At 67.5% G+C, this 12,216-nt stretch carries 7 protein-coding genes; 2 read left to right on the top strand and 5 right to left on the bottom strand.

The window, feature by feature from the left end; all coding sequences use genetic code 11:
- Positions 1-615: 615 nt before the first annotated feature.
- Complete coding sequence (locus tag ACFWR9_RS08100; RefSeq protein WP_383837296.1) at positions 616-1,224, bottom strand: O-methyltransferase; 609 nt, start codon at positions 1,222-1,224, stop codon at positions 616-618.
- A gap of 133 nt (positions 1,225-1,357) precedes the next feature.
- Here ACFWR9_RS08100 and ACFWR9_RS08095 point away from each other — a divergent pair, with 133 nt between their 5' ends.
- Positions 1,358-2,560: a cytochrome P450 gene (locus ACFWR9_RS08095; RefSeq protein ID WP_383837293.1), complete on the top strand. Its 1,203-nt coding sequence runs from the start codon at positions 1,358-1,360 to the stop codon at positions 2,558-2,560.
- Between the two features lie 23 nt (positions 2,561-2,583).
- The gene (locus tag ACFWR9_RS08090; protein ID WP_383837290.1) at positions 2,584-4,005 is read left to right on the top strand and encodes an amino acid adenylation domain-containing protein; all 1,422 of its coding nucleotides are present in this window, start codon (positions 2,584-2,586) and stop codon (positions 4,003-4,005) included.
- 16 nt (positions 4,006-4,021) lie between these two features.
- Here the strand turns inward: ACFWR9_RS08090 and ACFWR9_RS08085 are convergent, their stop codons facing one another.
- The 4 genes from ACFWR9_RS08085 to ACFWR9_RS08070 are packed head-to-tail and all read right to left on the bottom strand — an operon-like array spanning position 4,022 to position 12,193.
- On the bottom strand, positions 4,022-5,554 hold the full coding sequence (locus ACFWR9_RS08085) for a condensation domain-containing protein (RefSeq protein ID WP_383837287.1): 1,533 nt from the start codon (positions 5,552-5,554) through the stop codon (positions 4,022-4,024).
- A 54-nt stretch (positions 5,555-5,608) separates the two neighbouring features.
- Positions 5,609-8,791 (bottom strand): amino acid adenylation domain-containing protein, encoded by a 3,183-nt coding sequence (locus ACFWR9_RS08080; protein WP_383837284.1) that lies wholly within the window; start codon positions 8,789-8,791, stop codon positions 5,609-5,611.
- On the bottom strand, positions 8,784-10,568 hold the full coding sequence (locus ACFWR9_RS08075) for a non-ribosomal peptide synthetase (protein WP_383837281.1): 1,785 nt from the start codon (positions 10,566-10,568) through the stop codon (positions 8,784-8,786). Before ACFWR9_RS08075 ends, ACFWR9_RS08080 begins: the two co-directional genes overlap by 8 nt.
- The gene (locus ACFWR9_RS08070) at positions 10,568-12,193 is read right to left on the bottom strand and encodes a condensation domain-containing protein (protein WP_383837278.1); all 1,626 of its coding nucleotides are present in this window, start codon (positions 12,191-12,193) and stop codon (positions 10,568-10,570) included. Before ACFWR9_RS08070 ends, ACFWR9_RS08075 begins: the two co-directional genes overlap by 1 nt.
- Between the last annotated feature and the right edge of the window lie 23 nt (positions 12,194-12,216).

Below are 12,216 nucleotides of genomic sequence, written 5' to 3'. Positions count from 1 at the left end.
TTTTATCTATCTCTGGGGGGCGCGGCGGGCGTTACAGGGCGCCGCGCGCACATCCCCCGACCCAACCCCCGCTCCACCCGCGGGGGGTTGGAAGGGCGGCTTTCTGCTACTGACAACACGTCAGCTCATGCGTCAGGCGTGCGTCAAACGTGCGTCACGTGCGTCAGATATGCGTCAAGATATCGCACGTAACGCACGTAACGCACATAATGCACACTCGGCAAGGCCGCAGGTCAGCGGCCCTTTTCGGCAGGCTCAAGGATCGCGACGCACTCGACATGATGGGTCATCGGAAAGATGTCAGTTTGAGCGAGTCGCGGAAAAGCCCAGGTAGGAGCCGGTTTCTCGGCTCAACGCCCGGCAGTGCGGGAGCCCGGAGCGTCAAACGAGCGTCACGGCCGAGAGTCCGTCGTGCTCAGGGCGAAACAGACTGCGGCAACCAGATCACCCCGACGGCCATCGACTTGACGTGATCTCCTCGTGCATGCCGGACAGGTAGATACGAAGCACTGCCCGGCGTGGTGTACGTCAGAGCAATGACCGCTGCCGCAAACGGTGACCGGTCACATAGCGCGGAAAGGCGAAGCACAAGGCGGTGACGACATCGCTCTCGTCCTAGGTCGGGCCCGTACGCCGTACAGCGACTACCGCGCTAAGATCATCAGCCAGCGGTAGCTCCACAGTCCGCAGGGCAGGATGACCCAGCCAGTGCAGCCGGGCAGTATCGGGACGACCAGCGTAAGAGGGCGGCCAGGTCTGGGAAGGCGTGAAGTCGTCGACGACGAGCACTCCACCCGGAACGAGTAGGCGCTCGGGATCCGCAGCACTGCCCCCCTTGGCCTGGCCACCGCCGTCAAGCACAAGCAAGTCGTACGGCCCATGTGCGTATATATGAGTCCAGTCGGCGCACAACACACGCACCTGCGGCACATGGGAGAAGGCGTCGGCAGCAACCTTTGCCCGCGCCGGATCTCGCTCCACACTGAGCAGTTCAACGTTCGGGGCCGCTCCGCTGGCCAGCCAGGCAAGACCCACCCCACATCCGGTGCCCGTCTCGGCGATGCGCTGCCGGGCGCCGCCTGCCAGCACTTGCAGCAGTCGGCCTTGCTCGGGGCGGCAGGAGTAGCCGAAGCCATAGCGTTGAGCAGCGTCGAGGGCGCGCTCGACAAGCGGGGGCAGCGGCCCGCTGTGCATGCGGTAGGCAGCAGTGCCGTTCATCGACATGACGGCAAGTATGGCTTCTACGGTAGGCCCGGTCACATCAAGCACTCTCCGATGAACGCGAGTTGGTGCCCCGCTATGCTGGGGCGGCACCACCTGGTCCGGCATCGTCTTTAGTCCGACGGGAGTGATCGGCGTGCTTGTCGACGCAATCGGATGCCCCTACCGAACAACAAACACGGCTGTTCGCCCTGATCCGTGCGCCGACTACCTCTCCTTCAAAGGCGGCGACCCGGTTGAGTGGGACGAGTTCCTCGGTGTATGGGTGGTGACCGGATACACGGCGGTGGCGCAATTGCTACGGCATCCGGCTCTGTCTTCCGCCTGGCCGACGCAGGGTGGCACAGCGCTGCACGAGGACGCCCCGGACCGTGGCAACGGCTCGCGGACCAACTCCGTTGTACGTCGCTGGTTCATGTTCAATGACGATCCGCGCCATGCCAGGTTGCGGAAAGTCGTGGCGCCACTCTTCACGGCGGAGCGCGTCGACGGCACTCGTTCTTTTGTCGAATCGACGGTGACAGATCTGCTCGCCGGGGTCGGAAACAGCCTCGATGTGATGTCCGATCTGGCGATTCCGCTCTCCAGCCGCGTGATCTGTCACGTACTCGGCCTGCCCCCTGACGTCGCGCCACGACTGCGGTCATGGACCCAGGACATCGACGCCCTGTTGAGAGCCGACTATCTCCCTCAGGCGCGGGAACAAGGGGACCGTGCCGTGCGCGAGATATCCGACGCGGTCGAATCCGTCCTGCGCGCCGGTAGTGCCGACGACGGCACCGGGATCAGTCTGCTGCACCGAGCCTTTCGCGCGGGAGAGATCGAGCGGGAAGACGTACTGGCCACTGCGAGCCTCCTCGTCCATGCTGGATTTGAGACCACCTCCACCTTCATCGGCAAGGCGGTCCGAGCCGCGATCCATACCGGCACCTGGCAGCAACTGACCGTTCCCGAGGCCGGAATGGCGTTGGAGGAACTACTCAGATTCGACACCTCGGTACAGCAGGTCGCCCGGGTGGCACGAGAGCCGGTGAGCATAGCCGGCCGACGTATCGAGGCGGGTGATCTGGTCCTGCTCATGCTGGGGGTCGCCAACCGAGACCCGGCGGTGTTCTCCGCGCCCGACCGCCTGGAACCCGGGCGGGAAATCAAACGGCTCCTGACCTTCGGTCTCGGCGCCCACTACTGCCTCGGGGCCCGACTGGCCAGGCTCGAAGCCGAGGTGGCACTTCAAGCTCTGGCCTCGAGATCGAGCACTCTGTCTTTTGTCGCGCCTCCCGTCAGTCGATCACACAACGGGGTGACGGTGCTCGAGCGGCTCGACATAGCATTCGCGTAGGTACTGAGGAGGGGGTTACCGGAATGCGGACCATATGGGATGTCGTCACGGAACAGTGCGAACGCACGCCGACGGCGGTCGCGGCTGTCGGCACACGCCGGTACACGTACGAGGACTTCACCGAACGAGCACTGACGCTTTCCAAGACCGCCTTGGACGGGGTGCCGCGCGGTTCCCTGATCGCTCTCGACACCAGCAATCCGGTGAGCGCCTCGATCGCGATGCTGGCCGCGGCCCGATGCGGCTGTGCCGCGCTTCCGCTGAACAGTGAGAGCCCGTCGGCGCACCGGGAAAAGGTGTTCTCCGACGCCCGCCCGGCGCTGGTTCTGAAGTCCGTCGAAGAAGGGCTCTTCACTGCCGAGGCCACCGCTCACGGGCAGGACGGGGAAGCGGCCCCTGGACCCTTCTCGGAAATCGCCTATGTGATGTACACATCCGGTTCCACCGGGCAACCCAAGGGCGTCATGGTGCCGCACAAGGCCCTCCTCGCCCGACTGTCGGGGCTGGCCGAGGTGCCCGGATTCGCCCCCGGCGAATCCATCGTCGCCATGACCGCTCTGTCGTTCGACATTTCCATGGCAGAGCTGCTGCTGCCACTTTCGGTCGGGGGCACATTCATCGCTGCTCCCACGGATGCCCGGACGGATCCCGACACCTTCGCTGAATTCGTCGGACTGCATACCCCCGACATCATCCAGGCGACTCCGAGTTTCTGGCGCCTTGCTTCGGCGGGCGGCTGGGAAGGTGCGGCCGACAGCCGAATCTGGTGTGGAGGTGAACCTCTGACTCAGAGCCTGGCAGCGCAACTGCTTGGCTGTGCGCAGGAACTGTGGAATCTGTACGGCCCCACCGAGGCGACCATCTTCGCGACGGCAGCACGGATCGAATCGGCCGACTCGATCCCCTTGGGATCCCCGCTGCCCGGCTCGGGGGTCGCGCTGGACGGGCCGACGACGGACGGAGGCGAACCAGAGGAGGGAGAGATCCTGCTCTTCGGTGAGGGTCTGGCTGCGGGGTACCTCGGCCAAGAGGAGCTGACCCGCCGACGCTTTCACCTCCATGACACCCCGCAGGGGCGACAGATGGTCTACCGGACAGGCGACCGCGGGCGTCGGCTGCCTGACGGCCGCCTGTTCTTCCTCGGACGCGACGACGATCAGGTCAAGCTGCGCGGTCACCGTATCGAGCTCGGCGAGGTCGAGGCGACACTGGAGGAACACCCGGCGGTCACGGAGACCGTAGTGGTACTGCGGGACCGCGACCGGCCGGAGCGCGCCTACCTGGAGGCGCTGATCGTAACTGGCGTGGAGGTCACGCCGGCCGACCTCAGGCAGTGGATCCGTGACCGTCTGCCAGCGAGTCACTGCCCGGCGAAGTTCACCGTCCTGGACTCCCTGCCCCGTACGACTGCCGGCAAAGTGGACCGCGCCCGGCTGTCCTCCTGACCCACTGACCAGTGGATCAGGCCAGGGCGGCCATGTCGGTGAATGCCGTGCGAAGCCCCTTCAACAGCGTCATCCCGGTCACCTCATCGATACAGTCCGCGCGCCAGGCGAGGTACACTCGCCAGCCCCCGTCCGGCCGCGGGATGGCTTCGACGAGGAGGTCGAGGCTGCTGCGGGGCTGCGGAACACGGACGGCCTCGAGCACGACCGTGTCGTCGAGCACGGCTCGAGGTGGGTCGTTCTGCAGCACGACCCATGCCTGGAACCACGGGTGGCGGCTGCGGTCCGGGCCCAGCAGCCGGACGACTTCGTTGAACGGCGTGCGCCCGTGCTCCATGGCCGAGGTGAGCACCTCGGCCGAGCTGCTCAGCAGTTCTCCTGCAGTCTGCTCGGACACTCCCTGGAGCACCAGCGCCAGGGGGTTGATGAAGCACCCGATGACCGGTTCGAGCGCGGTCGCCACCCGGCCGGCCGTCACGGTGCCGAGGCACAGGTCCGGCACGCCGAAGACTCCCGACATCGCTCGGCCCGCGGCGGCCAGCAGGGCGGCGCCGGGGGGACCGCTGTGCCGGGCGGCGGCCCCGATCAGCCGACCCACGCTCTCCCGATCGAGGTCGAACGACTCTTCCCTCCGCGCTGCTTGTGCGCTGTCGGGCGGGGCGGGCAGGAACGGCGGGGGTGCTTGACTCAAGTGCTCCCGCCAGAACGGGATGTCGTTCTCCCGCCAACGTTCGGTCTCCGCCCGCTCCCACCGGCTGTACGACTCATAACTGACAGGCGGTGCCTGCAAGTCTCCGCCTGCATAGGCCGTGGCGAGGTCCTCTATAAGCAGCTTCTCCGACCAGCCGTCGAACGCCAGATGGTGCATCTGAAGGCAGAGCATGTGGCGGCCTTCGTCCAGCGCGCAGAGCCGTGCGCGCACAGGAGGATCTGCCTCGAGGTCGAACGGCGTCTCCCACCAGTCCGAAATGAGCCTGGCGGCCAGTGTCTCCAGGTCTTCAGCGCCGGAGACGTTCGCTGCCGGCCGCTGTTCGAGGGTGAGTGCAGCGGTCGGCCGAGTCACCTGGGTGGGCTCGAGACTCACCTCGTCGATCGGGTAGACCGTGCGCAGCACCGCATGGTGCTCGATCACTCGAAGAAGCGCCGACTCCAGCCGCGTCGGATCGAGGTCACCGGAGAGAAGATAGGTGTGCTCGATCGTGCCGTCGGCATGCCCGGGGTTGAACTGCTCGGCCAGCCACAGTCTTTCCTGGGAATGGGCCAGCGGGGCGGGCTCGTCCTGGGGGGGCGGAAACGGCGTGGCCGTCTCACTGTTCCCGCCCGTGGCGCCCTCCAGACCCATGAGACCGGACACGGTCGGAGCTCCACTGATCATGCGCAGGGGAACCCTGAACCCGAGCCGCTTGGACAACTCGCGCTGAAGTACGACGAGCAGGATGGAGTTTCCGCCCGCATCGAAGAAATTCTCGTCATCGGAGGCGGGATCGGATTCCAGTACGGTCCGCCACGCCTGCACGATCGCGTCCCGTCGTGCACTGACATTACTCACCCAGATCGCCTCTCTGCCGGGCGCGCCGGCGCACCCTGAATCCATACCAGTCGTTCATCCTGCCGCCGTCCCGGTCAGCAGACCACGTGCCAGACCGCCTGCCCTGACTCCCTGCTGTCCCGAGATCGCCGCAAGCGCCGCTTCCGCTTCGGCAGTCACTCCGGGCCGTGATTCGAGCAACTGGGCAAGCCCCCGCGCACTGGGGGCGGCGACGAACTCCGACATCTCCAAGGGAGCGTTGAGAGCCTTGCGCAGGACCGCGAGCACCCGGGCAGCACCGAGGGAGTCACCACCCTGGTCGAAGAACGACGTCTGCCGGGCCACCGATTTTCGCAGTACGGCCTGCATGGCCAGCACGACGACCTCGGTGACCGGGGAGGCATCCTGCTGCCCGGCCACCGGCTCGTCCGGGTCCGGCAGGCCGACCAGATACTCCTCGACCATGGCCGACAGCGCCCGGGTATCCGCCTTGCCGCTGGAAAGCAGGGGGAGTTCGGGCACGCGAAGGACGACGGTCGGCACCATGTACCCCGGCAACACGGCCGACAGGTGCCTGCGTAACGCCTGCGGATCAGGCCCGGCGTCCGGTTGCCCGACCAGGAAGGCTGCCAGGCCGCTCTGTCTGTGGTGGTCGAACGGCACCACCGCGCACTGCGCGACTCCCGTGCACTCCCGGGCCCGGGTCTCGATCTCCTCGGGTTCGATGCGGTGACCGCGAAGCTTGAACTGGGAGTCGCGGCGTCCGTGGATGCGCAGGAGGCCGTCATGGCCCCAGGAGGCGATGTCGCCCGTGCGGTAGAGCCTCCTGGTGCCTTGACCGAGGTCGTGCTCTATGAATTGACGGGCGGTGAGGGATTCCGCACCGAGATAGCCGCGGGCCAGCCCCGCCCCGCCGATGAACAACTCGCCACGGCAGCCCGGCGGCATGCGGCGCAAGTGCCTGTCAAGCACGTGGAGTTCGGTGTGCGCGATCGGTGTGCCGACGGTGACCGGGCCGGGCGTACAGCGCCAGATCGCCGACCAGACGGCTGTCTCGGTCGGTCCGTAGAGGTTGTACACCTCGTCGGCCGCGGTCAGTAGTCGATCCTTCAACTCCCGTGGCAGCGCCTCTCCCGTGCAGAGCGCGACCCTGGGCCTAACGGTGAGGTGGTCCAGCAACAGCCTCCACACACTCGGAGTCGCCTGGAGGACGGTCACCTGTGCGACAGCGGCCAGTTCGGCGAGCAGCGTCGGGTCGGCGGCGGTGCGGTCGTCGGCTACCTCGACCGTGCCGCCGGCCACCAGTGGGACGAGGAGTTCCGGCAGGGAGATGTCGAAGGTGGTGGCCGTCGAAGCGGCCACCACATCGCCGGGGCCCAGACCGGTCAGCCGGACAGCCTCGCGTACGACGTTGGTGAGTGCCTTGCGCCCGACCAGCACACCCTTGGGCACACCGCTGGATCCGGAGGTGAAGAACACATAGGCGTCGGCGTCGCCCCGCACCGTGACGGACTGCGGCGGTGTCTGGTCGGCGTCGGTCGCTATGGGCTCCACTCCTGCGGCGGTCAGGACAACGCTCAACTGCGCCAATTGCTCGATCAGCCGCAACCTCTCGGCGGGCAGCCGCTGGTCAAGCGGCACATAGACGGCGTCCAGCTCAAGCACGGCCAGCAGCGCGGCCACTGTGTCCGTTCCACGCGGAAGCCGCACTCCGACCCGCCGGCCGGGTCGCACGCCGACGGCGGTCAGCGCGGTCTTGAACTCGGTGATCCGTTCCCGCAGCCGCCGCCCGGTCAGCGCACGGCCCCCTGACCGCACCATAACCCTATCCGGGTCGGTATGAAGGCGCGCCGTGATGTCATCGACGATGTCGCCCTGAATCTCCTCCCCGCCCAGAGCCGACCGGCTTTGGAGCTGGTCCTCCCCGGGTAGCAGCAGCGGAACTTCACCCAGTCGGAGCTTGGGATCCGCCGCCCACGCGGCGACGAAGGCGGACAACCGCTCGGCGATACGGCGTCCGTGATCCGGGGTGAAGAGCTCGGTGCTGAACTCGACCATTGCGGCGAGCCGGCCGTCGGCCTCCTGCCAAAACTCGACGGTGAGATCGAACGCGGCCGTGGCCGGGTCCACCCTGTGCTCCTCGGCCGTCACCCCGGCAAGGTCCAGTTCGGCTCCCAGAGTGTTCTGCAGCACGCACATGACCTGGAAGAGCGGCGTACGGCCCGGCACCCGCGCTGGTGCGACCGCGCGCACGATGCGGTCGAACGGCAGCCGGCGGTATACACACCCTTCGAAGAAGGAGTCCGATGCCCGAGCGACGAGGTCGCGGAGCGTCAGGTCCGTCGTCAACGCGACGCGGACGGGCAGGGTGTTGACGAAGAAGCCCACTAACGGCTCGAACCTCTGGCCGGGCCGGTCGGCCACCGGTACACCGGTCACCACGTCGTCCTGGTCAGCGATGCGGGCCAGATATCCGGCCAGTACGGAGTACAGAGCCACGAAGAACGTCGTGCCCTCCGCCGCTGAGACCTCTTTGAGGTTCTCGGCCGTGCCCTCAGGCAGCAGCAACCGGGTCCGGTCGCCCGACCGGAGGGGTTTCGCAGGGCGCGGGTGGTCGTACGGCAGGTCCAGTGCCTCCGGCGCGCCACGGAGGGCCTCGCGCCAGTAGGCGGAAGCCTCTTCCTCGCTCCCGCCGTACGCCTCGACCTCGCTCTCCAATGCCGAGGCCACCTCTGCGGCGGACAGCGGCAACGGATCGAGCACGGTGAGATCGGCGGCAGCGCCCGGAGTGTAGAGCGCGCTGAGCTCCTGAGTCAGCACGTCCAGCGACCAGCCGTCGGCGACAAGGTGGTGCAGGCGCATCAGCAGCAGCGAGCGGTCGGCACTCTCACGCAGCAGGTGGACGGTGAACAGCGGGCCATGAGCCAGGGACATCGGCCGATCGACCAGTTCCGCGCAGCGTGCCGCGACCTCATCTGCGGAACCCGGTTCCTCGGCGGTGAGTACGCCGTGCGGGGCGGGCAGGATCAGTAGCCGCGCGCCCGCCTCCGACTGATCGCACACCGACCGCAGCAGCTCGTGCCGCTCCACGAGCACCTGGAGGGCGCTGTCGAGAGCCGTCTCGTCCACCGGGCCGGTCAGCCACCAAGCTTGGCAGATCACATGGGTGGCGCCCATCTCCTCGTACTGGTCGAGGTACCACAGCCGCCGCTGCTCCGGCGTCATCTCCACGGCTGCCGTGTCCCGCCGGTCAGCCATCCGTGGCTCCGGGCTGCCTGACCTCGTCGATCGCAGCCGCGATCGACTTCAGGACCGGGTTGCGAAGAATCACCATGGGCGGGAGCGCCACCTGGAGGTCGCGCTTGATCCGGCTCTGCATCTGGAACGCCAGCAGTGAGTGGCCTCCGACTTCGAAGAAGTGGTCCTGGACAGTCACTCCTTCGATGCCGAGCAGTTGCTGCCACAGGCCGATCAGATAGGTCTCGGTCGGACTCGTCCCACGGGACCGGGGCTGTTGGCGGTCCTGTTCTCCGTCCAGGAGCCGGCGCAGTGCGTCGAGATCGCGTTTGCCGTGCTCGTTCGCAGGCATGTCCTGAAGGAGCACGAAGCGGCTCGGCACCATGAACTCGGGCAGGTTCCGGACGCAGTGGTCGCGAAGTCGGTCCGCCGAAGCATCGTCGTCGAGCACGACGAGCGCCGCGAGGCTGCGGTCCTCACCCTCGCCTTGGGGCAGGACGACGGCATGGTGGACGCCAGGGTGCCTGAGCAGCATCCGTTCCACCTCTCCGCACTCCACAAGATAGCCGCGGATCTTCACCTGGTCGTCCGTTCTGCCCAGGAACTCCAGGACCCCGTCGGCGGAATACCGGGCCAGGTCACCGGTGCGGTACCGACGGCCGGATCCCGTTCCGGCCGGGTCGGTGAGGAACCTTTCGGCGCTCAGCTCCGGCTGGCCAAGATAGCCCCGGGCCACGCCCGGGCCCATCACATGGATCTCGCCCGTCTCTCCCGGGCCCACCTCACGCCCTTCGGCGTCCAGCAGCAGGACACTGACGTCGTCCAGCGGTCGGCCGATCGGGATGCTGCTGCGTTCGGTGTCAGCGAGGGTGACCTCGTGTGCCGTGCAGGCGGTGGTGATCTCCGCGGGACCGTAGAGGTTGAACAGTCGTCCTTCGAAGCGGCCCGAGAGTATCGCCCGGCAGGTGGCTGGCAGGACGACGTCGCCGCCCACGTACAGCAGGCGAAGCGCAGAAAAGGCGTCGGGGTCGTCACGCACCACATGGTTCGCGACCATGGTGGGGACCAGCATGGCGGTGATCCGCAGCCGCCGCAGCTCCTGCTGGAAACCAGCGGCCAGCAGCTCCGGCACGTCCGGCAGGACGACGACCTCCGCTCCGTGGCGCAGGGACTGCCACATCTCGAAGTGGAAGGCATCGAAGGACAGACTGGATATCTGGCCCACCCTGTCGTCCGGCGTCAGATCCGGCAGGAAGGAATTGCATGCGAACGACAGGATGTTGCGGTGCTCCAGCACGATCCCCTTCGGGCTACCGAGCGAACCGGAGGTGAAGAGCACGCTCGCCGCACCGTCCGACCGGGCTCGTCCTTCGGGAGCCGCCGAGGCCGGCAGCGCGCCGCTGTCGTATGCGATGACGTCCGCGCCGTGGGCGTCGAATCTGCCCTCCCAGCCGGGTTCGGTCAGCACCGTCTTCGCGCCGCTCTCGGTAAGCATCAGATCGCGCCGCGCGTCCGGGTAGCGACTGTCGACAGCCACATATGCGGCACCCGTCTTGAGGATGCCGAGGATCGCCGCGAGAACGTGCGCCGATCGACGCATGTACATGCCGACCCGGTCCTCCTGGCCGACGCCACGCTCGACAAGAAGGGCCGCTACGGCGTCCGCCCGAGCACCGAGCTCGGCATAGGTCAGGGACTGCTCGGCGTCGGTGACGGCGGGGCGATCAGCATAGCGCTGCACCGAGTCCTCGAAGAGCTCGATGAGCGTAGCTGCGGGGTGTTCGGACGGTGTAGTCATCAAGCAGCCTCTCCCGCGGGCGTGTCGGTCCACTCGTCGTACGGTTGCCGAAGGAGAGCGGCCCAGTGGTCCAGGGCAACCTCGATCGTGTCGCGGTGCAGCCGGGAGGCGTCGAACCGGGCCTCGACGGAGTAGATCCCAGGGTCTGTCTCCACCAGACTCAGCAACAGATCCCAGTAGAAGTCGGAGTCCGAGGGCAGGTTCACGGGCCGGACGGTCATCCCCTTCCCCAGGTCGATCGCCTGAGGCGGTTTGACCGCATCGAAGAAGACCCGTACTCCGGACTGCGGGCCCGTCGGCTCAGGATCCTCGTCCATCGCTCGTACGGCCATCGGCAGGGCGCCATGGCGTAGTCCCGCGATCAACGATTGCCGAGTGCGCCGGACGACATCGTCGATCGTGTCCCCAGCCTGCACCTCAGCCGGCACCGGCAGGCAGTGGCTGATCCGGCCGACGAGCCGCATGGTGTCGGCCGTCCGGTTGATGACGGGGAGCAGCGGTGCGAGCAGCGGATTGCCCGTGGCGCGGTACTGCGCCGTGGCTGCGGTGGCCAGAGCGACGGTGAGCGGGAAGGTGCCGTAGGCGCTCGCCGCCCCGAGGACGTTCGCGTCCGCTTCGGGACCCAGACGGCGCGAAAGAATCACCGAGGCAGGTTCAGTACCCGGGGCGGGTGGCGCGAGGACGCGGGACAGACGTGGTCGGCCCTCGCCGAGTTGGCGCCAGTACGAGTCGATACGTTCGGCGGCCGCGGAGTCGGCCCACGAACGCTTCCACGCCTCGTGATCGAGCGCCTGGATGACGGGGGCGGATGCGGGGGCCACTCCTTCGCCGGTCAGGGCGCGGTAGTGAGCGGCTAGTTCGTCCAGCACGGTGGTGAATGCCGTGCCCTCCAGTACGAAGTGGTCCGACACCACGACGAGTCGCCGACGACTTGGTCCACGGAGGAGCACCAAGCGCAGGAAGTCGTCGCCGGACCAGTCGAAGCGTTCGGCCAGCGCCTCCTGGGTGGCGGCGACGAGTGCCTCCTCCTCGTCCGTAGCGATGTCCCGGACGACGGTGTGTCCCGCAGCGGGGGCCGGGCGCGGGGTCTGCCACAGCGTGCCGTCATCGCCCGGCGCGAACGCGGTGCGCAGGACCTCGTGGTGGGACACGAGCGTCTGGGCGGCCCGCTCCAGTAGACCGGGGTCCAGCTCACCGATCACATCAAAGCACTCCCAGATGAGGAAGGGCGCCGGGTCCGGGTCCTGCGACTCGAGGCGGTACTGGCGCTGCTGGGCCTCCGTCGCGGGTGCCGTGCGTACCGGAAGCCGGGTCATGGGGGGCAGCTGCAGACTCATGTCGGAGGCCCGGATGCAGGCGTCCGTGAAGACGTCGAGCCGACGGGCGGCCAGCAGTTCGGTTGCCGGTACCTCGTAGCCGAGCGCCTTCGATACGCGCGCGGACAGCCGAACGGCGTCGAGCGACTTGGCGCCGAGGTCGAAGATGTCGTCATGCAGGTCGACCTGTCGACCGAGCAACCGTGCCGCCTCCCTGCGCACCAGAGCCGCGACGGTCCCCCGGGCGGAGCGGTCGGCGAAGGACGCGGACTCCGCCTCCGACGCATCGTGCGCTTCCCACGTTTCCATAGTGTTTACCGTGTCCATGGTTC

It is taken from the genome of Streptomyces sp. NPDC058534 (genome assembly GCF_042717365.1).
GTDB lineage: Bacteria > Actinomycetota > Actinomycetes > Streptomycetales > Streptomycetaceae > Streptomyces.
The sequence above is the reverse complement of the archived record's forward strand: the minus strand, read 5'-3'. Positions and strand labels throughout refer to the sequence as shown.